This is a genomic window from Brevundimonas sp. Root1423 (assembly GCF_001426805.1).
The window spans coordinates 356,124-379,166 of sequence record NZ_LMFL01000023.1 but is presented as its reverse complement, the minus strand read 5'-3'; the positions used below and the strand labels follow the sequence as shown (position 1 = coordinate 379,166).

The following is a 23,043-nucleotide window of genomic DNA, read 5'->3' as shown; positions in this document are numbered from 1 at the left end:
CGGTCAATGCGTATCCTGATTGTCACCCAATGGTTCGATCCCGAGTTGGCGCTCAAGGGGCGGGCATTCGCACGGTCTCTTGTTGATGCAGGCCACGACGTCGAGGTCATTACGGGGTTTCCCAACTACCCGACGGGCCGGATCTATCCGGGCTACCGGCTGAAACTGCTTGAGCGATCCGATGTCGACGGTTTCCGGCTGAACCGCGTATTCCTGTTTCCGAGCCGCGACGCCAATGCCGTGGCCCGGGTTCTGAACTATGTGAGCTTCATGTTCACGGCGACCCTGTTCGCAACCTTCGGTGCCCGTCGACCAGACGTAATCTATGCCTATCACCCTCCGCTGACGACCGGCATCGCAGCCGCTATCGCCGGGTTCTGGCGCAGAAGTCCGGTCGTCTACGATATCCAGGACCTTTGGCCAGACACGCTTTCAGCGACCGGAATGATCCGGAACGGCGTTCTGATGCGACTGGTCGGTTCGGTGTGCGATCGAGTCTACAGACGGATGGCGAGGATCGTCGTCCTTTCTCCTGGATTTCGCGAACGGCTAATCGAGCGCGGAGTGCCCGCCGGAAAGATCGAGGTCATCTTCAACTGGGCCGATGAGGCGGCGGGCGCGTCGATGGAGCCGCAAGTCGGTCGGCACGCGCCTTCAAAGCGACGTTTCCAGCTGCTGTTCGCCGGCAACATGGGGAAAGGCCAAGGGCTGACCTCAGTTATCGAAGCCGCCGAAATCCTGCAGGATGCGCGAGCAGAGATCGATTTGGTGTTTGTGGGATCCGGGTTGGAGCGGGCAGCGCTTGAAGCCATGGCGGCCCGTCGCAAGCTCACCAACGTCGTTTTCCGCCCTGCTGTGCCCGTCACCGAAATGCCCGCCATATTCGATCAGGCGGACGCGCTTTTGGTTCACCTTCGCGACGATCCCCTTTTCGCTATTACGATCCCGTCCAAGACCCAGGCCTATCTGGCCGCGGGCAAGCCTATTCTGATGGCTACCCGGGGAGACAGCGCACAGCTGGTCGAACGCGCTGGAGCCGGCGTCGTGGCGGAACCCGGCAACCCGGTTTCCATCGCCGCGGCAGTGGCATTGCTGGCGGGCATGGGTGATGCTGAGCGGGCCCGGCTCGGCGCCCAGGGGCGGATGTTTTATGAGCGCGAACTGTCCTTCGCCGTCGGCGCGGCACGGTTCGAAAAGCTGTTTTGCGAGGTGGCCGCCGAATGATCAAACGCACAATCGACGTTCTGGCGGTGCTGCTTACCGCGCCCCTTACCGTGCCTTTGGCCGCCATCATCGCCCTGCTGGTGCGATCAAAGCTTGGCAGCCCCGTCATCTTCTCGCAGGACCGGCCCGGCAAGGGCGGGAAACCGTTTCGACTGTTGAAATTCCGGACGATGACCTGCGCATGTGGCCCTGATGGGCAGTTGCTGCCCGACGCTGATCGCCTGACGCCTTTTGGAGCCCGGTTTCGATCTTCCAGTCTCGACGAGATACCGGCGCTCTGGAATGTCCTGAAGGGAGATATGAGTCTTGTGGGGCCGCGCCCTTTGTTGATGGAATATCTGCCCCTTTATTCCGCCGAACAGGCGAGGCGTCATCTTGTGCGGCCGGGCGTCACCGGACTTGCGCAGGTTAGCGGTCGCAACAGCATCTCCTGGGACGAGAAATTCGCCTTGGACACTTGGTACGTCGACCACCGCACCCTTTGGCTCGACGTGAAAATCCTGCTGATGACGGTGTCCCGGGTCATCTCAAGAGAAGGCGTGTCGGCGGAGGGGCAGGCCACGATGTCACGATTTACCGGCTCACCGCCCGCCTGACCCGACGTGCCACCGTGTTTCAGGTCGTGAGTACCGTATCCCGGAGGTAGGCGGCGTATTCGCTCTTGCCGAGCGCCGCCGTAAGTCGCTCAAGCTGGCTCCGCTCGATAAAGCCCTTCTGATAGGCGATCTCTTCGGGGCAGGCGATCTTGAACCCCTGGCGTTTCTCGAGAGTTCTGACGAACTCGGCTGCCTCAAGGAGGCTTTCGGGAGTGCCGGTGTCCAGCCAGGCATAGCCCCGGCCCATCATCTCCACGGACAGTTTTCCCTGCTCCAAATATACCCGGTTCACATCCGTGATTTCCAGTTCACCCCGGGCTGATGGCTTGAGATCACGGGCGATATGCACGACGTCGGCATCGTAAAAATAAAGGCCCGTCACCGCCCAGTTTGAACGCGGGTTTACAGGCTTCTCTTCTATGCTCACCGCGCGCATCCGTTCATCGAATGCGACCACGCCGTACCGTTCGGGATCATTGACGTGATAGGCGAACACCGTCGCTCCGTCGGGTCTTCCCATGGCGCTCGTAAAGAGATCCGTGATGCCGTGTCCGTAGAAAATATTGTCTCCCAGGATCAGCGTTGAGGGGGATGACCCCACAAAGTCAGCACCGATAATGTAGGCCTGTGCGAGGCCGTCCGGGCTGGGTTGGACCGCATACTGGATTTCCATCCCCCATTGGGCCCCGTCTCCCATCAAGGCCTGGAACTGGGGCGTGTCCCGCGGCGTCGAAATTATCAGAACTTCGCGGACACCGGCCAACATCAAGGTCGACAGGGGATAGTAGATCATCGGCTTGTCATAGACAGGCATCAGCTGTTTGGACGTGACGAGGGTCATGGGGTGCAGCCGCGTACCCGATCCGCCGGCCAGGATAATGCCCTTCATGCGCGCTCCTCAAGCTTGGTCAGTTCACTGATGATTTCCTCTACGGCGTCCCGCCAATTCCGGGGTGTGATGCCGTAATCGCTGCCGATCTTCGCCGTATTGAGAACCGAGTTGGCCGGCCGCCGCGCCAGCGTCGGATACTCGGAGGTAGAAATGCGGACGACTTGCGCAGCCGCTCCGCCTGCCGCTGCGTTCCCGGCGACGATCGCTTCCGCCAGGTCTGCCCAGCTGGCCACGCCCTCATTCACGAAGTGATAGGTCCCGGTCGGGGCGGCCGGGTCAGTGATAAGGCGCAAGGTAATTGTCCGCAACGCAGCCGCTATATCAGCCGCAGACGTCGGCGAACCCTTCTGGTCACTGACCACCCGCAATTGCGGCCGCTCGTTGGAAAGCCGCAGCATGGTCTTCAGGAAATTCGCTCTATGCGGACTTAGAACCCAGGCTGTGCGCAGAATCACATGTCGGGTATTTGCGGCGCGAACGGCCATTTCACCCGCCAACTTTGACGCGCCGTACACTCCGAGAGGATCGGTCGCGTCCTCTTCCGTATAGGGCCGCTGACTACGGCCATTGAAAACATAATCCGTTGATACCTGAATGAGCGGAATGCCTGCGGCGCAAGTAGCCTCCGCCAAGATTGCCGGTCCCAAGGCATTGGTGCGGAAGGCTTCACCGGCTTCAGTTTCCGCCCGGTCCACGGCGGTATAGGCCCCGGCGTTTATGACCGCCCGGAAGGGCGTCGTCCTGAAAATGGCCGCCACCGCCTTCGCATCCGACACATCGAGGCGATCACGGGAGGGAAAATGGAGGTACACGTCAGGGCCCCAGTCGCGGAGCGCCAGTTCCCGGCCAATCTGGCCGGCCCCGCCGGTTATGAGTATATGCGATGTCTCAGGCATGATCGTTCCTGGTCAGTCCGGTAGCGACCCTCAACCCCCCACCAACCCAAGCCGGTCTCCGGAATAGACGCGGTCACGAACGGGGCGCCACCAAGTCTCGTTCTGGAGGTACCAATCCACGGTCTGTTTGAGGCCCTCCTCGAAACTGACGGTCTGAGTCCAGTCGAGATCCCTTTCAGCTTTTGAGGAATCTATGGCGTATCGACGGTCGTGACCCGGTCGGTCGGCAACGAATGTGATGAGCTCGCGGCGAGACCGCTCCATTGGGACGGTCGCGTCCAGTACGTCGCAAATCTGCTCCACGACGTCCAGATTCCGCCTCTCGGCCCGCCCACCAAAATTGTATTTCTGGCCGGGTGAGCCTTTCGTGAGCGCCGCCACGATGCCCTTGGCGTGGTCCTCGACGTAGAGCCAGTCGCGAATGTTGGATCCGTCGCCGTAGACCGGAAGGGTCTTTCCTTCGAGCGCGTTCAAGATCACCAGCGGGATCAGCTTCTCCGGGAAATGATACGGGCCGTAGTTGTTCGAGCAGTTGGTGATCAAGGTCGGCAGGCCATAGGTCTCGAACCACGCGCTGGCGAGATGGTCTGAAGCCGCCTTGGATGCGGAGTAGGGGGATCGCGGGTCGTAGGGGGTCGTCTCCGTGAACAGGCCAGTCGGCCCAAGAGAGCCGTAAACTTCGTCGGTCGAGACATGAACGAAGCGGAACGCATCCCGCGCTTGACCACTCAGCGACGACCAGTATTCCCGGGCGGCCTCCAGCATGCTGTGGGTTCCAACCACATTCGTCCGGATGAATTCTGCCGAGCCGGTAATCGAGCGATCAACATGGCTTTCGGCGGCCAGATGGATCACGGCGTCGGGACTAAATTGGTCAAAGGCGGCGCGAATGGCGGGAAGGTCGCAGATATCTTCCTCGGCCAGCTGATACCGCCCGGACGCCGCGATGGTTTCTACGTTTGCCTTGTTGGCCGCATAGGTCAATTTATCGATGTTGAGGACGTCCCAACTCAGGTCGTGAACAACATGCCTGCATACCGCAGAGCCAATGAAGCCGCAGCCGCCGGTAACGATAACTCGCATCCTCTGGTCTCTCCTCAATCGAACAGGATCGCGTCAGCAAGCACAGGCTGAGAACAATCCTTGGCCGACAGCACAGGTTGGTCGGCAAGCGGTGGCCAAGCCACCTTTAATTCGGGATCATCCCACGCCACGCCCGCGTCGTGGGGGCCGCTGTAGGGGGCGGAGACCTTGTAGACGACTTCCGTATCCGGAACGAGCGTCACGAAACCATGAGCGAAGCCCTTGGGAACCAGAAGCTGCGTTTGATTCTGATCGCTCAGTTCGATGCCGAACCACTGCCTGAATGTGGGAGAACTGCGGCGGATATCGACCGCCACGTCCCATATCCGCCCCCTCGTTACTCGAACCAGCTTGTCCTGGGCAAAGGGGGGCAACTGATAGTGCAGTCCACGGAGCGTTCCCGCGGTTGTCGATAGCGACTGGTTGTCCTGGACAAAAAGGATGTCCAGCCCATGATCGGCAAAGGCGTTAAAACTGTAGGTTTCAAGAAAATGCCCGCGGGCGTCTTCGAATTTTCTAGGTTGGACGATCTTCACGTCCGGAATTGTCGCTGAAGTGATGGTTACATTCGCCAAGAGCGGCCCCGTCGATAAAACCTTGTTGCGTCCCCCGTCGGTGAGACCGGCGGCGCGCAACCACTGCCTGTCGCGATAGCGGCTTTTGTCGGGTTATTCGGCCGGATGCAAGCAAGGGCTCCAACCTCGTGCGACGGATTCCGGTCCGTCGCTCAAGGGCCGGGCGGCGCGTCCGTGAATGCGTCATTTTCTTCATTTGTAGGCCACGGACGCGTACATCACCAAACACCGAGTATATCCGTGCAAGGTTGTTTTGATGATATCTGATTCGATGAACCGTCGAGCTATGTTCGCCATCGGGGGAGGGGTTCTCACCGCTCCCTTGGCGGGAAGCAGCGCCCCGCCCGGCCCCGGGATATCCGGAAACGACCACCAGGAATCCGGACGGCTGTCACTCTGGGACTTCGTGGGGCCAGCGGATCGCCAGGCGCTGCAAACAGGCGGAGGCACACCGGATCTGACCAGGGCATTGCAGGCTGCAGTGGACACTGCGGTCTCTGAACGCAAGGCTCTTCACCTCCCGGGCACGCATCCGAATACCGACATCAAGATCTCGTCCCCGATTTCGGTGAAGGGACCTTTGCGAATAGCCGGCGACGGTGAAGGCGCTTCCCGTATCCTCTGCATGGACTGCGACGGCTTCACGTTTGCGGCCGGCGTCAGTTCGTTCAGTCCGCAAGGGTTCAATATTGCCCTCGCTCAGCGGCACGTGGCTGCGGACGGAAGGGTCACTCCCAACTCACACGCGGCTTTCCGCGTGTCCGGTACGGCGCGCAACCCCTGCTATCGCTTCCACTTCCGCCGCGTCTTCATCGATGGTTTCGGTCATGGGATTCTCGGGGATTTTCTCAGCCAGTCGTCCTTCGACGTCTCGACTGTCTATGTGGGCAACGGGATCTGGCTTCGAGGCCAGAGCATCAATAACGTCGTGCTGGGCGCCAGCCAGATCGTCGGGGCCGGCAGCATCAGGACGGAGGCCGCGCCTGGAAGCGCGGCCATTCGCGTGGGCGATCTGACACAGCCCCAGCCTGAAGGGCTCACTATTCAGCCGGGGACGCTGATCTTCGGCTTCAAACGTGCGCTCTGGGTTCAGGGAGCGATCAATGTGACGATGGCGAGCGCCATCTGCGACGGAATTTCGGAGTGCGCCGTCCTGGAAGAAAGCGACAACCGAACCCCCAGCTTCGGAAACAACTATAACGACAACTATTGCGGCATGGCCGGGGCCGCCGTCTCGGCGTTCCGTCTGCGTTCAACGGCGACGGCCTATCGGTACGACAACCGGGGGACGACACTCCGAAACAATGAGATCGCCATATACGGCGGCGCGAACCTTGATCATGGCTACCTCGTCGAAGGCCCGTTCATAGAGAACATCAGCATCGTCGACAGCAAGCTGATCCAGGGCCGGAGCGGCGGCGGCTCCCTGATCGAGACCCGCGTGCGCGATTGCAGGATTACGGGCGGCCGGGGACATCGCATCGCAGGCAACGCCTGGAATGCATCCACGGGGTTCGAGACAAGGGTCCCCGTCCAGTACGAAGGCAACGCCGGGCGTCTGGCCGTCGGGGCAGACCTAGTGTTCCGGTATGAAGCGGGTCAGCGCGTGACGTATGGCGCCAGGTCGCCCCTCGCCGGGGCGGCGGAGGTGGGTGACCGGCACATCAACACCGCCCCCGCACCGGGCGCCGCCCTGGGCTGGATCTGCGTGACGGCGGGCGCGCCAGGCGCCTGGAAGCCTATGGGGTTCATCGGCGTTTGAGCGAGCCCGATAACGTTCGGCGGGGTCATCTCACTTGCGCCAAGCCGACGAAATAGTTCGATATTTTAGACATTTCATGCAAGGTGGTCGGGTTGAAGAAGAGTTGACGCGCCGATGAGAACGCCGAAGCGCAAGGGGGCCGCAGGCCGTAACCGCCGGCGGGGCGCCACATCTTCGACGTCCCTTGGGCTCGGGACGCTCGTCGTTGCGAGCATGCTGGGCGTCTCGCCCCTGAAGGCCCAGGCGCTAGATTGCGAAACGAAGCCCTTCGTTTCGGATGGTCACACCGCGTCCACACCGTGCCTCGGGGTCGTTACCGGACAACAGGCGCCGGCCGACGCTGACATCTTCGCCGGCGACGGCACGCGCGGAGCCGGACGGCTTCTCTTCATCGACAGCGCCAACCTCACCGGCGACATCTATGTGAACGGCGCCGACATCCGTGCGCTCACCGCGGGCGCGTTCGGCTCGGGAACGATCCACATGATCGACCCCACCGTCTATTTCAGCGCCACAGGCATCTATGCGAATAATTTCTCGCTGGAAGTCCAAGCGCCCGCAAGCAGCGATCCCACAACCTTTTCAGCGGATGCGGGCGTCGTCGCGACGCTGACGGGAAGGATCTCGCAAGGCTCCGGCCCCGGCGTCGATCCCAATCAGCCGCTGGTGATCGCCGGGCCCGGAACGATCGTACTGACCAACATGACCAACAGCTGGTCGGGCGTCACCACCGTCAACAACGGATCGACGCTCCGTCTTGGCGCATCGAACGTGTTGCCGAACGCCACGACGCTGAATATCGCCGCTGGCGGAACCCTCGATCTGCGGGGGTTTAACGACACCGCCGGCTCGCTGTCGCTGGGCGGGACGCTTGCGGGGACCGGCAGGTTGACGGCGGCGCGATACGACCTGTTCGGCGCGACCGTGAACGCCAATCTGGGTACAGGCACGCTCGTGAACGTCAGCGGAGCCTCGACCCTGAACGGCCTTTCGACCGCGAGTCAGATCTACATCGACGCCGGCTCGCTGACCTTCGGCGCGCGGGATCGTCTGTCCACGACGTCCACCCTTTGGTTGGCTCAGGGCGCGACGCTTAATCTCCCCTTCTCCCAGACCGTCGGCCAAGCCTATCTGAGCGGCACGACCAGCGGCGCAGGCTTCATCTCAGGTTCCCGAATCGAGCTGAATGGTGCGACGATCAACTCCGACATTTCAGCCGGCACGCTCATCAATACCGGTGGAGCATCGATCCTCGGCTCCACCATAACCGGAAACGGGACGATCATCGTGCAGGCGGGCTCCTTGACCCTTGGGCCCGACGCGGAGATTACGCGGTACGATACCGAGCTTGAAATCGCCGCCGGCGCGGTCATGAACCTCAATGACCGGGTGACCTACGTCGGTCGCCTCGACCTGCGCGGCATCCTCAACGGCACCCAACGCATAGAAGCGACTTCCGCCTCCTTGAACGGAGCGACGTTGAACACCGATCTGGCGGCATTCTTCTTCAAGGAGCGACGTGTGTTTAACACCGGTGGCTTCACCACACTGAACGGCCGGATCGACAGCGTCGGGTTCGTGATCCAGGCCGGGACTGTGTCCCTGGGCGCGTCCGACCGGATCACGGACTATGTCACCCTGACCGTCGATCCCGGCGCGACGCTGAATCTGAACGCCTTCGACGAGACCTTGACGACAGCTTTGGACTTCAGAGGGACGCTGGCCGGAACGGGCACGCTGACGGCGGCCGCCTATACGCTCGTCGACGCAACCATAGACGCCAACCTGGGACGTGGCGCCTGGCTCCGATCCTACGGGACGACCAAGCTTAACGGGAGGGCGGACGCCGATCTGGTGGAGGTCCGCACCGGGGCTCTGGTTCTGGGCGCCAGCGAGCGCCTGTCCGATACGGCCACGGTTTCGGTCGCCTCGGGCACGGCCTTCAATCTCAACGGCTTCAATGAGCGCATTGGCGCCCTGTACGGGACTGGCGATGTCGATGTCGGCGCGGGCCGCCTGACCTTGGGGGGTGGAACTTCCAACTTCGGCGGGCGCCTCATCGGCGCCGGCTCGGTGGTTCAGACCGGGGGCCTGTTCACCCTGAGCGGCGATCACTCCATCGGCGCGATCAGCAATATCGGCGGTCAGCTGCGTTTCCTAGGTACAACGACCGGAAATCTATCGGCCTCGAGCGGCAGTATAGTCGGAGCCGGTACGATCGGCGGGGCCCTGACGGCATCCAACGGCGCGGTCCTGTCGCCGGGTCTTGAAGGGGTTCAGAACGGCATCGGCAGCTTCACCGCCGGCGGCCTCAACCTCACTGGCGGCGGTCTGGCTATCGACGTCCTCGGTACTGCAGCCGGAAGCTTGACGGACCAGTTGCGCATCAACGGCGCCGCCACCCTGACTGGCGGCCTTCTGGCCCCGGTCTTCCAGGGTTCGGGCGCCGACTTCGATTTCTCGACGCGATACCTGTTCCTGCAGGCCAATAATCTTGTGGGGACGTTCGCGAACGGCGGAACTTTCACCGAGACGGGAATGGCAGGTGTCTACTGGCGGGTCCGCTACGATCTTGCGCCCAATGCGGCGGTGCTGGAACTGCGCCAGCTGACCGACTTCGATCCGGGCGCGTCGGGAACGGGCAACCAGCGCAGCGTCGGCCAAGCCCTGTCGGGCGGGCAGCTGGGCGCGTCGGACGACTGGGCGGCCATCCTCAGCCTGATCGCCAGCCTCGGCGCCGCCGACCGGGCCGCGGCTTTCGACAGCATCAGCGGCGAGCCGCTGGCCGATGTCACCACCACCATGTTCAGCGCCAACGACAGCTTCCTGGACGCCATGCGAGAGGGCGGCATGGGCGGCCGCAACGACGGCGGCGAGGCGCTGAACTTCGTCGACCGCCTGAGCTTCAACGGCGGCCGCGAGAACAGCGCCGACCGACTGGGCGATGTTCTGAACGCCTACGATCCGTCGGCCTCGACGGCGCGCGGCGCGGGTGGCTGGGTCTCGGCCTACGCCGGCGACCAGACGCTGGAAGGCAAGCCCGGCCAGGCCACGGTGGAGAGCAATCTGAACGGCTTCGCCGGCGGCTATGGCGTGCGCAACGGCTCCATGAGCCTGGGCGGGGCCGGCGGCGTGACCCGCGTGGAAGGCGACGTCGCCTCGCGTCAGGGCCACTATGAAAGCGACCTGTCGCATGCGGCGGGCTATGTCGCCTTCGACGACGGCGTCTGGGCGGCTGACGTGACCGCGGCGTTCTACGGCGGCGATCTGGACACCCGTCGCGGCGTCACGGTCGGCGCGTTCAAAGGCACGGCCATCGGCAACACCCATGTCGAGGGCCAGGCGCTCTCGGCCAGCGTGGCGCGCCGCTTCCAGGTGTCGGACAATACGATGATCGCCTAGACAAGATGCTGGCCGCCGCGGTCAGGAACCACGNCAGCGCCCGCGGGACGCAGGACTATCGCGTCAACGGCCACGGCTTCCGGATCTACGGCGGCGCCGGTGTCATGGCCATGGCGGGCGACCGTCAGGCCACGGGCGACATGCGCTTTACCGGCGCGCCGATCGGCTTCGGGACCTTCACCGTCGAGGGCGCCGAAGCCCCGCCGCTGGCCGGGCTCGCGGACTTCGGCGTCGAGATCGGCGCCGGCGAGGGCGTCACCGTCTCCGCCGGATACCGCGGCCTGTTCAGCGAACGCCTCCAGGACAACCAGATCGGCGTGAAGCTCCAAGTAAGCTGGTAGGTCGAACTCAAGCGGGAAGAAACAACGGCGCACGCTGTGGCGGCATCAGATCCCATCGCGATTTCGCACTAATTCCTCCACGACTGCCGGATCCGCCAAAGTCGACGTATCGCCCAGCGATTCTACGTCTCCTTCGGCGATCTTCCTCAGGATCCGCCGCATGATCTTCCCTGACCGCGTCTTCGGCAAACCCGGCGCCCAGTGAATCACATCCGGCGCCGCGATCGGTCCGATCTCCTTGCGCACATGCGCGACCAGCGCCTTCTTCAATTCGTCGGTCGGCTCGACGCCCGCGTTCAGGGTCACATAGGCGTAGATGCCCTGACCCTTGATGTCGTGGGGGAAGCCGACGACCGCAGCCTCGGCCACCTCGTCGTGCAGGACGAGGGCTGACTCGACCTCGGCCGTGCCCATCCGGTGCCCCGAGACGTTGATGACGTCATCAACCCGGCCCGTGATCCAGTAATAGCCGTCCTCGTCGCGCCGGCAGCCGTCGCCGGTGAAATACTTGCCCGGATAGGCGCTGAAATAGGTGTCGAAGAAGCGCTGGTGATCGCCCCAGACGGTGCGCATCTGGCCCGGCCAGCTGTCGGTGATGCACAGATTGCCCGACGTCGCCCCCTCCAGCACCACGCCGTCGGCGTCGACCAGTTGCAGTTCCACGCCGGGTAGCGGCTTCGTCGCCGAGCCGGGCTTCAGATCCGTGGCGCCGGGCAGGGGCGAGACCAGAATGCCGCCGGTCTCGGTCTGCCACCAGGTGTCGACTATGGGGCAGCGGCCTTCGCCGACGACCTCATGATACCAGCGCCAGGCCTCGGGGTTGATCGGTTCGCCGACGCTGCCCAGCAGGCGCAGGGACTTTCGGCTGGTCGCCTTCACCGGCCCGTCGCCCTCGCGCATCAGCGCCCGCAACGCGGTGGGGGCGGTGTAGAAGATCTCGACCTGATGCTTGTCGATCACCTGCCAGAAGCGGCTGTGATCGGGATAGCTGGGCACGCCCTCGAACATCAGGGTCGTCGCGGCGTTGGCCAGCGGGCCGTAGACGCAATAGCTGTGGCCGGTGACCCAGCCTACGTCGGCGGTGCACCAGAAGACTTCCCCGGGCCGGTAGTCGAACACCAGTTCGTGCGTCCACGCCGCCCAGAACAGATAGCCGCCCGTGGTGTGCAGCACGCCCTTGGGCTTTCCGGTCGAGCCCGAGGTGTAGAGGATGAACAGCGGGTCCTCCGCATTCATCGGCTCGCACGGGCAGTCGTCGCTGACGCCGTGTTTGGCCTCGCCGTAGCGGACATCGCGGCCGGCCACGATCGGGATGTCGGCGTTGGTGTGCGAGACGATCAGCACCTTATAGACCGCCACCTTCTCCAGCGCCGCATCGACATTGGCCTTCAGCGGAATGCGCTTGCCGGCGCGCAGGCCCTCGTCGGCAGTGATCACGACCTTCGAGCCGCAATCCTCGATCCGGCTCGCCAGGCTGTCGGGCGAGAACCCGCCGAAGACGACGGAATGGACCGCGCCGATCCGGGCGCAGGCCAGCATGGCCACCGCCGCCGCCGGGATCATCGGCATATAGAGGGTGACGCGGTCGCCCTTCACGACGCCCAGGCTCTTGAGCACATTGGCCATGCGGCAGACTTCGGCGTGCAGTTCGCGGTAGCTGAGCTTGCCGGACTGGTTCGGCTCGTCGCCCTCCCAGATGATCGCGGTCTCGTCCCCACGCCCGGCCAGATGCCGGTCGAGGCAGTTCCAGGCGACGTTCAGGACCCCGTCCTCGAACCAGCGGGTGCGGAAGTCGGCCTTGTCGAACGACACATCCTTGATGCGGGTCGGCGGTGTGATCCAGTCCAGACGGCGGGCCTGCTCGCTCCAGAAGGCCTCGGGCGTCTCGCGCGCGGCGGTGCGGGCGGACTGGTAGGACGCGCTGTTCATCCGCGCGCGCTGCGACCATTCAGTGGGGACGGGATAAATCTCGGGATCGGTCATCTTGGCAGGTCCATCACGCGTGCAGGTCGACATCCTTCCGGTCACGGACGAACAGGAAACCGATCACCACCGTGACCAGCGCCACCACCACCGGATACCACAGGCCGTAGTAGATATTGCCCGTGGCCGCGACCATGGCGAAGGCTGTCGTGGGCAGGAAGCCGCCGAACCAGCCGTTGCCGATATGATAGGGCAGGGACATCGAGGTGTAGCGAATATTGGTCGGGAACATCTCCACCAGCGCCGCCGCGATCGGCCCGTAGACCATGGTCACATACAGCACGAGCAGGAACAGGATGCCGACCACCATCGGCCTGTTCACCAGCGCGCTGTCGGCCTTGGCGGGATAACCGGCGGAGGTCAGGGCGGCGCCGAGACCGGCTTCCCACTCTGTCTTGCGGGCGGTGAAGTCGGGCCGGGGCAGGGCGGCGCCGTCGAAGCTGGGCACGCTCACCGGCCCGATGCGGACCTCGGCCGTCGAGCCCGCGGGGGCGACGACATTGACGTAGGTGACGCCCGCCTTGGCCAGGTACGACTTGGCCAGGTCGCACGAGCTGTCGAACACCGTCTTGCCGACCGGATCGAACTGGAGGGCGCAGTCGTCAGGGTCGGCGTAGACGCTGACCGGGGCCGTCGCCGTGGCCGCCGCCAGCTGCGGATTGGCGGCCTGGGTCAGGGCGTGGAACAGCGGGAAGTAAGTCAGGGCGGCCAGCAGGCAGCCGGTCAGGATGATCGGCTTGCGCCCCACCTTGTCCGACAGCCAGCCCCAGAAGACGAAGAAGGGCGTGGCCAGCAGCAGGGCTGTGGCGATCAGGATGTTGGCCAGCGGCCCGTCGACCTTCAGCGTCTTTTCGAGGAAGAACAGGGCGTAGAACTGGCCTGTGTACCAGACCACCGCCTGACCCGCCGTCAGCCCCACCAGGGCGATCAGCACCAGTTTCAGGTTCGGCCATTTTCCGAAGCTGTCCTTGAGCGGCGTCTTCGATCCTTTCCCTTCGGCCTTCATACGGGCGAAGGCCGGGCTCTCCGCCAGCTTCAGCCGGATCCACAGCGACACGCCCAGCAGCAGGATCGAGACGAGGAAAGGAATGCGCCAGCCCCACTCCTTGAAGGCCTCCTCTCCGACCGCGGTGCGCACGCCGAGGATGACCAGAAGGCTCAGCATCAGGCCGGCGGTCGCGGTGATCTGGATGAAGGAGGTGTAGAAGCCGCGCTTTCCGGGCGGCGCATGCTCGGCAACATAGGTGGCCGCGCCGCCATACTCCCCGCCCAGCGCCAGACCCTGCACCAGCCGCATGGCGATCAGGATCGCCGGCGCCGCCACGCCGATGGCGGCATAGGGCGGCAGCAGGCCGACCACGAAGGTCGACAGTCCCATCAGCAGCATGGTCACCAGAAAGGTGTTCTTGCGCCCCCACAGATCGCCCAGCCGCCCGAAGAAGATGGCTCCAAACGGCCGCACGGCGAACCCGGCGGCGAAGGCCATCAGGGCGAAGATGAAGCCGGTCGTCTCGTTCACGCCCGAGAAGAACTGGGCCGTGATGATCGCCGCCAGCGAGCCGTACAGATAGAAGTCGTACCACTCGATCACGGTCCCGACCGACGAGGCCAGGATGACCAGACGGTCGTTGCGGTCGATTGGCGCGGTGTCTGTCGCGGCGTCCGTCATCCATCCCTCCCAAGACGATGGGCGACCCTAGACGGTGGAATCCCGCCAGGCGAGCGGAAGCTCTCGCCTCCTCTTGTCGTCATCCCGGCGAAGGCCGGGACCCAGCGGCGCCGAAGGCGATCTGTTCACGCACCAGCGCTCCCGACAGCGTCGCGCTCTCGCGCGCCGCTGGGTCCCGGGGTCGCTGCGCGCCCAGGGATGACGACAGCAAGAGAGTTGAAGCCGGCGGTCATGCCGCCTCGATCAGATCCTCCAGATCGGCCCAGACGCTTTCCGCTGTAGGCCGACGGCCGGCGCCGCGCCCTGTCGCGGTGAAGGTCCGGCCGTCCGCCAGCGTCACGCGCAGCGCGTTTGCCTCGTCGGGCAGCACGGCGAACAGGGCGTCGCCATCGACCGCCTCGAAGGCCACGCCAACGAGACCCGAGGGGACATCCAGCCGCGCGATCTGCCGAACCCGGCCCGCGGGCAGAAGCGCCTCGGCCGACAGGCTCCGGCGGGCGATGGCCTCGATCCGCAGTGACCGGCCCAACCCTTCGTAGGCGAGAATCGCCAGTTTGGCGGCGGCGTCCAGCCCGGTCAGGTCGGCGCTCGGGTCCTCCTCGGCGAAGCCGGCGTCCCGGGCGGCGCCCAGCGCGTCATCGAAAGCGCCGCCCTCCGCCAGACGATTGAGGATGAAGTTGCAGGTGCCGTTCAGCACCGCCTTGATGCGCACGATCTTACCCTGCGCGGCCGCGCGGCGCACCGTCTCGATCAGGGGCGCGCCGCCGCCTACGCTGGCGGAATAGAGCAGGCGGGCGCCGGCGCTTTCGGCCAGCGCCGTCAGACCGGGTAGGTCGCCGCCGACCGCCTGTTTGTTGGCGCTCACCACATCCACGCCGCGCGACAGGGCGGCGCGGATGAGGGCCAGACCCGTCGAGGCGTCCGAGATGGCCTCGACCACCACATCCGGTTCGCGCGCCAGCAGGGCGGCGGGGTCGGACAGGGCGAGCCCGGCCGGAATGACGACGTCGCGCGCCTTGGCCGGATCCCGGACCAGAACGCCGACGACCTCAAAACGGGGATCGGACAGCAGACGGGGCAGGACCCCGCCACCCACTACGCCGCATCCGGCGAGGGCCACGCGGAGCGGACGCACCGGCGCCGCCGCGCCGCGGTCGGGCGCCGCGGCTGACCCGGCGACGATGGCCACGCCGGCGCAGAGGGGGGCGTCGCCCGGAACTGGGCGGCTCGCGCGCACGCCGATGGCGTCGAGCGCCTCGGCCAGACGTGCGGGAGCTTCGGCCCCGCCGCAGGCGACCGCGACGACCCGGCGGCCTCGCCGGACCTGACGGTACACGGCGGAGGCGGCCTCCACGGGATCGGAGAGATCGAGCTGCAGCAGGGCCACCGGTTCGTCGGCGACGGGGGAGGAGACGTCGTCGGCGGCCGGGATGCGGGGAAGGGGCAGGGCGGTCATGTCAGAGCCTCACGCGGCTTGAGCGGCGAGCGGCGCCGCGTGGGGGATCAGAGCGAGGGCGGTCGTGAGGTCGGCCAGCAAATCCTCAGGGTGCTCCAGCCCGATCGACAGCCGCAGCAGGCCGTCGGTGATGCCGGCGGTGACGCGCGCCTCCTGCGTCATGGCGGCATGGGTCATCAGCGCCGGATGGGCGATCAGGCTTTCGACGCCGCCCAGGGATTCCGCGAGGGTGAAGACTTCCAGCCCGTCCACGAAGGCGCGGACCGCCTCGATGTCGTGCAGTTCGAAGCTCAGCATGGCGCCGAAGCCGGCCTGCTGCCGCGCCGCGACGGCGTGGCCCGGGTGGGTCTTCAGGCCCGGATAGTGGACCGCCTTCACCGCCGGCTGCTGCGCCAGCCATTCGGCGACCCGGCCGGCCGTCGCCTGCTGCCGTTCGATCCGGGCGAACAGGGTGCGGACGCCGCGCAGGGTCAGGTAGGCGTCGAAGGGCGAACCGGTGACGCCCAGACAGTTGGCCCACCAGGTCAGCCGCTCCAGATCCGCCAGGTCCTTCGCCACCACGCAGCCGCCCACCACGTCGGAATGGCCGTTGATGTATTTGGTGGTCGAATGGATCACGAGGTCTGCGCCGAGCGCGATCGGCTGTTGCAGGGCCGGCGACAGGAAGGTGTTGTCCACGGCAGCCTTGCAGCCCACGGCGTGGGCGCGATCACAGATGTCGGCCACATCCACCACCCTCATCAGCGGATTGGACGGGGTCTCGATCAGGATCAGTTTGGGGTTCAGGGCGAAGGCGGCGTCCAGCGCCGCGCGGTCGTTCTGGTCGACGAACTGCACGTCGAAATGGCCGCGTTTGGCGCGGGCGCACAGCAGGCGGTGGGTGCCGCCATACAGGTCGTGCGGCGCGATCAGCAGGTCGCCGGGCTCCAGCGAGAACAGCGCCAGATCGACCGCCGCCATGCCCGTCGCGGTGACCACCGCGCCGCAGCCGCCCTCGAGTTTGGCGAGCGTCTCGCCCAGCACGTCGCGGGTCGGGTTGCCCGACCGCGTGTAGTCGTAGCGCCGTTTTCCATCGAGGCCGTCGAAGCTGTAATTCGACGACAGATACAGCGGCGGCATCACCGCGCCGTGCGCCGGATCGCTGTTCACGCCATGACGGGCGGCGGTCGTACAGGGGTGGCTTTGGGCGGGGGCGGTCATGCGGCGATCTCGCGGGTCTGGAGGGCGGTGAGGGGAGAGAGGAAATCGTGCAGGGCGCGGCCGATCAGCTCGCGCTCCTTCAGGAAGGCGTCGTGGCCGAAGATCGAGGGGGCCTCGATCAGGCGGCGCAGGTTCGGCGCGCGATCGGCCAGCTCGCGGCTGTCGGCGATCGGGACCAGGGTGTCCGAGGCAAAGGCGATCACGGTCAGGGGGCAGCGCACGGCGCGCGGATCGATGCTGTGGCGGTCCAGCGAGTCCGCCAGGCTGATCCAGCGGTCGGCGCTGGTCGCCTCGGCATAGGTCGCCCCTTTGGCGATCAGATAGTCGCAGACCGGGTAGGCCTCACCCGCCCCGGCGGGCGCGGTCGGGCCGAAGCGCAGGCCGAACTCGTCGGCTGTGCGGTAGGTGGTCATGGCCAGCTGGCGGGCGAGGGCGACGCCCTCCGCCTCGCGGCCGCAATCGCGGGCGAAGGCCAGCAACCGGCGCTGCACCCCGCGCACGGCGGTGGCGGACGGGTGGGCCCGGTGGGCGGCCGAAATGACGGCCAGTTCGCCGATCTGCTCGGGGAAGGCCGCGGCGAAGGCCAGTCCGATGCAGCCGCCGTAAGAGGCGCCGACAAAGGCGTCGATGCGCGGCTCGCCCAGCGCATCGAGCAGCAGGGCCAGCAGGCGCGCCTGATCGCCGGTGGTGATGGTGACGCCCGGTTCGTCGCGGCCGGGCAGCAGGTCGAAAGCCAGCACCCGGACGCGATTCAGGTCGACGGGTCCGCCCGCCTTGACCACCGAGGGCCACCAGCGGGTCGCGAACCGGTCGCTGGAGATGCCGCCCGCGACGAAGACCAGCGGGCCGCCTGCACCATGCAGCCGCCCGACGACCTGCGTCGCGGTCAGACGCTGACCCGACTCCAGTCGGAAATCGTGGGGGATGAGCGCGTGGACGTCGCGTCCGGCGGTCTCTTCAAGGGTTTCGATGGACGCCACGGTCCGCTCCGGTCTCGCTCAGCGAGACCGATGGGGCGAACCAATTCCTTGCGTGACAGACCCGTGAAGTCAGCCGGTCCCCGATCGTGAGGGGGCCGTCGCTTCACTCATCTCTCGCGGCTTCCGAAGACGCCTCGCAGGAGTTGGCACCATCTCCGGGATTGGGAAATCCCGGAAGGTTGCCCCGGCATCAAAGGGCCTATCCCTCCGCCGGTCTTGATGAGTGCCCTTACGTTGGCGAAGCGTGGGCGGGGCGTCAACCCCGGATTTTTGCGGATGCGAAGAAGGGCTTCAGACCGCGCTCCAGCCGCCCGCCAGCGCCTTGAACAGCGAGATCTGATAGGTGGTGACGAGGGCTTCGGAGTTGGCCAGCTGGGCCTCGGTCCCGACCAGAGTCCGCTCGGCGTCGAGCACCGACAGGAAGCTGTCAGCCCCCGCGTCGAAGCGCAGACGCGACAGGCGGACGGCCTGCGCGGCCTGGTCCCGCGCCTCGCGCAGGGCGTTCCGGCGGTCCAGTTCGTTGGCGTAGTTGGCCAGCGCCGTCTCGGTTTCCTCCAGCGCGGTCAGCACCGTCTGGTCGAAATTGGCCAGGGCGATATCAGACCCCGCCGACGCCTGTTCGATCCGCGCGCGGGCGGCGAAGACGTTGGGGAAGGACCAGCTGATCAACGGGCCGATGCCGAAGCGGAAGCTGGAGTCGCTGCCCAGATCGCCGGCGTCCAGCGCCGTCGACCCGACCGATCCGCCCAGGGTGATCCGGGGGTAGAGATCGGCAGTGGCCACGTTCACGCGGGCGGCGGCGGCGGCCAGATTGCGCTCGGCCCGGCGCACGTCGGGGCGGCGCGCCAGCAGCTGGGCGCCGTCGCCGATCGGGATCGGACGCGACAGCTGGGGCGGCCGGGCGCAGGCGCGGGCCGCTTCGCTGGCCTCGGCCGGGGTGCGCCCCGTCAGGGTCGCCAGCCGGAACAGGGCGCCGTCGCGCTGGGCCCGCAGGGGGGACAGAATGGCCCGCGTCGTCTGCAGCGTCGAACGGGCGCGCGCCACGTCCAGACCATTGCCCGAGCCGGCCGCCAGCAGGCGCTCGGTCAGCTGGGCAGTGTCGGTCTGCAGCGCGATATTGCGCTCGGCCACGGCGATGGAGGCGTTGGCCGAACAGGCGTCGGCGTAGGCGCGCGCGGTCTCGGCGGCGACCGAAACCTGCACGACTTCCAGCGCGGCGGCGGCGGCGTCTGCATCGGCCCCGGCCGCGCGGATCGAGCTGCTGACGCGGCCGAACAGGTCGATCTCATAGGCGACGTCCAGACCGACATCGTACTGCTCGCCCTCGTCCAGCGGCTGGCCGCCGTTGCCGCCGGGAACCGTGGCGGCCGAGGCGCGGCCGTACTGGCCCGTGGCGCCGACCGTGGTCGAGGGCAGCAGGCCGACCCGCGCCTCGCCGAGCGCCGCGCGGACGCGACGCAGATTTGCGGCGGCGGCCTCCAGCTCGTTGTTCTCGGTCAGGGCCTGAAGGATCAGGCCGTCCAGCGTCGGGTCGTCATAGAGCCGCCACCAGTCGTCGCGCGCCGCATCAGCGGTCACGGCGGGGGTGGCGGCCCCGACGAAGGCGCCCGACGCCGAGGGGGGAAGGGTGGCGTCGGGCGCCCCCGGCCCGACCGCGCACGACGCCAGCGCGAGCGCGGCGAAGGCGGTTGCGGTCAGGATCCGAATGGGGGGTAGGGTCTTCATCAGGCGTCTCCGGACCGGGGGGTCGCTGGCAGGGCGTCGGGCCGATCGTGGGCGGGGAAGCCGTCGGTGGTCGGGACAGTCGGGTCCTTCTTCGGCGACTGCGGGATCTTCGACGCCGCCCAGCGGCTGATGACGTAGAAGACGGGGGTGAAGATCAGGCCGAAGAAGGTCACGCCCAGCATGCCGGAGAAGACGGCGGTGCCCAGCGACTGACGCATCTCGGCGCCCGGCCCCGTGGCCAGCATCAGTGGCACGACGCCGAAGATGAAGGCGAACGAGGTCATCAGGATGGGACGCAGACGGATACGCGCCGCCTGAACGGCTGCATCCCAGCGGCTCAGCCCCTGTTCCTCCTCCGCCTGTTTGGCGAATTCCACGATCAGGATCGCGTTCTTGGCCGCCAGGGCGATCAGCACCACCAGTCCGACCTGGACGAGGATGTTGTTGTCCAGACCGCGGATGTTGACCCCGATCATGGCCGCCAGGATGCACATCGGCACGATCAGCACGACCGCCAGCGGCAGGGTGAAGGCCTCATACTGGGCCGCCAGCACGAGGAAGACGAAGACCACGGCCATGATGAACACCACGGTCGCGCCGCCGGACGACTGCTTCTCCTGCAGCGCCAGCCCGGTCCATTCGTAGGAGAAGCCCGGGGGCAGGGTGGCCTCGGCCAGCTGCTCCATGGATGCGATCGCCTGACCGGACGAGACGCCCGCAGCGGCCTGTCCCTGAAGCTCGGAAGCCGGGAACAGGTTATAGCGCACGATCCGGGACGGGCCGGAGTCCTCGCGCAGGTTGGCGACCGATCCGATCGGCACCATGGCGCCCGAGGCTGAGCGGGTCTTGAGATTGGCGATGTCGGCGATGTCGTCGCGAGCCGTCGGCTCCGCCTGCGCCGTCACCCGGAAGGTGCGACCCAGGAAGTTGAAGTCGTTGACGTAGGACGAGCCCAGATAGACACCCAGCGTGTTGAACACGTCCGACGGCTGGACGCCCATCATCAGGGCCTTGTCGCGATCCACGTCGGCGGCGATGCGCGGCGAGCCGGTGTTGTAGGTCGAGAAGACCTGCTGGACCTGATCGGGCGCCTGGGCGGCGGCGCCCATCATGGCGAAGGTCGCGCCTTCCAGCGGACGGTAGCCGGCGCCGGAGCGGTCCTGCACCATCATCTGGAAGCCGTTGCCGTTGCCCAGGCCCTGAACCGCGGGCGGGGCGATGACGAAGATATTGGCGTCCTCGATGCCCATGGTGGCGCCGGTGATGGCCCCGGCCAGGGCCGCGGCGGCCTGTTCAGCCGACTTGCGTTCCTTGAAGGCGTCGAGGCGGACGAAGATGGTCGCGGCGTTGGAGCCGAACGAGAAGCTGGAGCCATCCAGACCGGCGAAGGCGACCATGCCCTCGACGCCGTCCGTGCCCTTGATGATGTTCGAGGCGCGGGTCATCACCGCCTCGGTCCGCTCAAGCGAGGCGCCGGGGGGCAGCTGGATGACGCCGATCAGGAAGCCCTGGTCCTGCTCCGGGATGAAGCCGGACGGGGTGTCCATCAGACGCCAGCCGGTCAGACCCAGAAGGCAGGCGTAGACGATCAGCACGATGCCGACGGTCCGCACCAGCCGCGCAGTCAGCCGGCCGTACTTCTCGGACAGCCAGTCGAAGCCCTCGTTGAACTTACGGCCCGCATAGCCGCCGTAGTAGGTGAGAGAGCCCCAGACGCCCGGTTTGCGGACGTTGTCGTGTTCCTTGTGCGGCTTCAGCAGCAGGGCGGCCATGGCCGGCGACAGGGTCAGGGACACCAGCAGCGACACCACCGAGGCCGTGGTGATGACGATGGCGAACTCGCGGTAGAAGATGCCTGGAATGCCCGGCACGAACATCGTCGGCACGAACACCGAAACCAGCACCAGTCCAATCGAGATCAGGGCGCCGGACACCTCCTGCATGGAGCGGTAGGCGGCCTCCTTGGGCGTCAGTCCCTGACGGATGTAGCGCTCCACGTTCTCGACCACGACGATGGCGTCGTCGACGACGATGCCGACGGCGAGCACGAGGGCGAAGAGGCTGAGTGAGTTGATCGAATAGCCGAGCATCAGCTGGACGGCGAAGGTCGCCACCAGCGCCACCGGAATGGCCACGATCGGGATGATCGCCGCGCGCCAGGTCTGCAGGAAGACGATGACCACCAGCACGACCAGAAGCACGGCCTCGATCAGGGTGTGCTGCACGGACTCGACCGAGGCCGCGACGAACTCGGTCGGGTTATAGGCGATGGACACGTCCATGCCCTGGGGCAGGTCGGCCTTGAAAGCCTCGATCTCTTCCATGACGCGGTCAGCGGTGCCCAGCGCATTGGCGCCCGGCTGCTGAATGATGGCGATGCCGACGCCCTGCTGGCCGTCGAAGAAGCCCTTGATGCCGTAATCCTGCGCGCCCAGCTGGACGCGCGCGACGTCGCGGACGCGGGTGACGCGGCCTTCGGCGTCCGTCTTGATGACGATGTCGCTGAACTGGTCGGGATCGGACAGGCGGCCCTGCACCTGCACCGGCAGCTGGAAGGCCGCGGCGTTGGTGGCGAAGGGCGGCTGGCCGATGGCGCCGGCCGCGGCCTGCACGTTCTGGGCGCGCAGGGCGGCGACGATGTCTGGTCCGGTCAGGCCGCGCGCGGCGGCCTTGGCCGGATCGATCCAGACCCGCATCGAATAGTTGCCGCCGCCGAAGACCTGCACCGCGCCCACGCCGTCGACCCGCAGCAGGCGGTCCCGCAGCGTCGAGTTGGCGTAGTTGCCGACGTAGTCGTTATCCAGCGACTTGTCCGGGGACGTCAGCCCCAGGATCATCAGGAAGCCGCTCTCCTGCTTGTTCACGGTCACGCCGATCTGGCGGACCTGCTCGGGCAGGCGCGGTTCGGCCAGGGCGACGCGGTTCTGGACCAGCACCTGCGCCGCATCCAGATCGGTGCCCGGGTTGAAGGTCACGGTGACCGACACCGTCCCGTCCGAGGTGGACGAGGACGACAGGTACAGCATGCCCTCGACGCCGTTGACCTCCTGCTCGATCGGCGCGGCGACGGTCTCGGCGACGGTCTCGGCCGAGGCGCCGGGGTAGGCGGTGTTGATGGTGATCGTGGGCGGCGCGATCTCCGGATACTGCGACAGCGGCAGCAGCGGATAGGCGAACACCCCCATCAGGGTGATGAACACCGCGATCACGGCCGCGAAGATCGGCCGGTCGATGAAGAAGCGTGAGATGTTCATGACGG

The 23,043-nt window shown here is 66.1% G+C and carries 15 protein-coding genes and 1 riboswitch; of the genes, 4 read left to right on the top strand and 11 right to left on the bottom strand.

Annotated elements, in window-relative coordinates:
- The first annotated feature begins 6 nt into the window (after positions 1-6).
- Together ASD25_RS15190 and ASD25_RS15185 are read left to right on the top strand one after the other, a co-directional pair.
- Positions 7-1,224: a glycosyltransferase family 4 protein gene (locus ASD25_RS15190; RefSeq protein WP_056618380.1), complete on the top strand. Its 1,218-nt coding sequence runs from the start codon at positions 7-9 to the stop codon at positions 1,222-1,224.
- Positions 1,221-1,820: a sugar transferase gene (locus ASD25_RS15185; RefSeq protein WP_056618379.1), complete on the top strand. Its 600-nt coding sequence runs from the start codon at positions 1,221-1,223 to the stop codon at positions 1,818-1,820. The genes ASD25_RS15190 and ASD25_RS15185 overlap by 4 nt, the downstream gene beginning before the upstream one ends.
- A 19-nt stretch (positions 1,821-1,839) precedes the next feature.
- Here the strand turns inward: ASD25_RS15185 and rfbA are convergent, their stop codons facing one another.
- Genes rfbA through rfbC form a run of 4 tightly spaced genes read right to left on the bottom strand, consistent with a single transcriptional unit; the run spans position 1,840 to position 5,326 of the window.
- The gene (gene rfbA / locus ASD25_RS15180) at positions 1,840-2,709 is read right to left on the bottom strand and encodes a glucose-1-phosphate thymidylyltransferase RfbA (RefSeq protein WP_056618377.1); all 870 of its coding nucleotides are present in this window, start codon (positions 2,707-2,709) and stop codon (positions 1,840-1,842) included.
- Positions 2,706-3,608 (bottom strand): dTDP-4-dehydrorhamnose reductase, encoded by a 903-nt coding sequence (gene rfbD / locus ASD25_RS15175; protein WP_056618370.1) that lies wholly within the window; start codon positions 3,606-3,608, stop codon positions 2,706-2,708. The genes rfbA and rfbD overlap by 4 nt, the downstream gene beginning before the upstream one ends.
- A 30-nt stretch (positions 3,609-3,638) precedes the next feature.
- Positions 3,639-4,691, bottom strand: coding sequence for a dTDP-glucose 4,6-dehydratase (gene rfbB, locus ASD25_RS15170; protein WP_056618368.1), 1,053 nt, complete (start codon positions 4,689-4,691; stop codon positions 3,639-3,641).
- Between the two features lie 14 nt (positions 4,692-4,705).
- Entirely contained in the window at positions 4,706-5,326 is a 621-nt protein-coding gene (gene rfbC / locus ASD25_RS15165; RefSeq protein ID WP_235562743.1) for a dTDP-4-dehydrorhamnose 3,5-epimerase, read from the bottom strand.
- Positions 5,327-5,552: 226 nt separating this feature from the next.
- Between rfbC and ASD25_RS15160 the strand changes: the two genes are divergently transcribed.
- Entirely contained in the window at positions 5,553-7,028 is a 1,476-nt protein-coding gene (locus ASD25_RS15160; RefSeq protein WP_156389332.1) for a hypothetical protein, read from the top strand.
- Between the two features lie 213 nt (positions 7,029-7,241).
- Positions 7,242-10,430, top strand: coding sequence for an autotransporter outer membrane beta-barrel domain-containing protein (locus ASD25_RS15155; protein ID WP_056618364.1), 3,189 nt, complete (start codon positions 7,242-7,244; stop codon positions 10,428-10,430).
- Between the two features lie 386 nt (positions 10,431-10,816).
- On the opposite strand, the gene acs is transcribed toward ASD25_RS15155, so the two are convergent.
- The 7 genes from acs to ASD25_RS15115 form a co-directional block, all read right to left on the bottom strand.
- Positions 10,817-12,754 carry an acetate--CoA ligase gene (gene acs / locus ASD25_RS15145; RefSeq protein ID WP_056618359.1) on the bottom strand — a complete coding sequence of 646 codons (1,938 nt, stop codon included), beginning with the start codon at positions 12,752-12,754 and terminating at the stop codon, positions 10,817-10,819.
- A 13-nt stretch (positions 12,755-12,767) separates the two neighbouring features.
- Positions 12,768-14,423 carry an MFS transporter gene (locus ASD25_RS15140; protein WP_056618358.1) on the bottom strand — a complete coding sequence of 552 codons (1,656 nt, stop codon included), beginning with the start codon at positions 14,421-14,423 and terminating at the stop codon, positions 12,768-12,770.
- A 229-nt stretch (positions 14,424-14,652) separates the two neighbouring features.
- Positions 14,653-15,879 carry a homoserine dehydrogenase gene (locus tag ASD25_RS15135; protein WP_056618357.1) on the bottom strand — a complete coding sequence of 409 codons (1,227 nt, stop codon included), beginning with the start codon at positions 15,877-15,879 and terminating at the stop codon, positions 14,653-14,655.
- A gap of 9 nt (positions 15,880-15,888) precedes the next feature.
- Positions 15,889-17,079 carry a cystathionine gamma-synthase gene (gene metB, locus ASD25_RS15130; RefSeq protein ID WP_056618356.1) on the bottom strand — a complete coding sequence of 397 codons (1,191 nt, stop codon included), beginning with the start codon at positions 17,077-17,079 and terminating at the stop codon, positions 15,889-15,891.
- On the bottom strand, positions 17,076-18,059 hold the full coding sequence (locus ASD25_RS15125; protein WP_082572434.1) for a homoserine O-succinyltransferase: 984 nt from the start codon (positions 18,057-18,059) through the stop codon (positions 17,076-17,078). The genes metB and ASD25_RS15125 overlap by 4 nt, the downstream gene beginning before the upstream one ends.
- 104 nt (positions 18,060-18,163) lie before the next feature.
- Positions 18,164-18,285: riboswitch (SAM riboswitch) on the bottom strand.
- Positions 18,286-18,350: 65 nt separating this feature from the next.
- Complete coding sequence (locus ASD25_RS15120) at positions 18,351-19,784, bottom strand: TolC family protein (RefSeq protein WP_056618351.1); 1,434 nt, start codon at positions 19,782-19,784, stop codon at positions 18,351-18,353.
- Complete coding sequence (locus ASD25_RS15115; RefSeq protein ID WP_056618348.1) at positions 19,784-23,038, bottom strand: efflux RND transporter permease subunit; 3,255 nt, start codon at positions 23,036-23,038, stop codon at positions 19,784-19,786. Before ASD25_RS15115 ends, ASD25_RS15120 begins: the two co-directional genes overlap by 1 nt.
- Between the last annotated feature and the right edge of the window lie 5 nt (positions 23,039-23,043).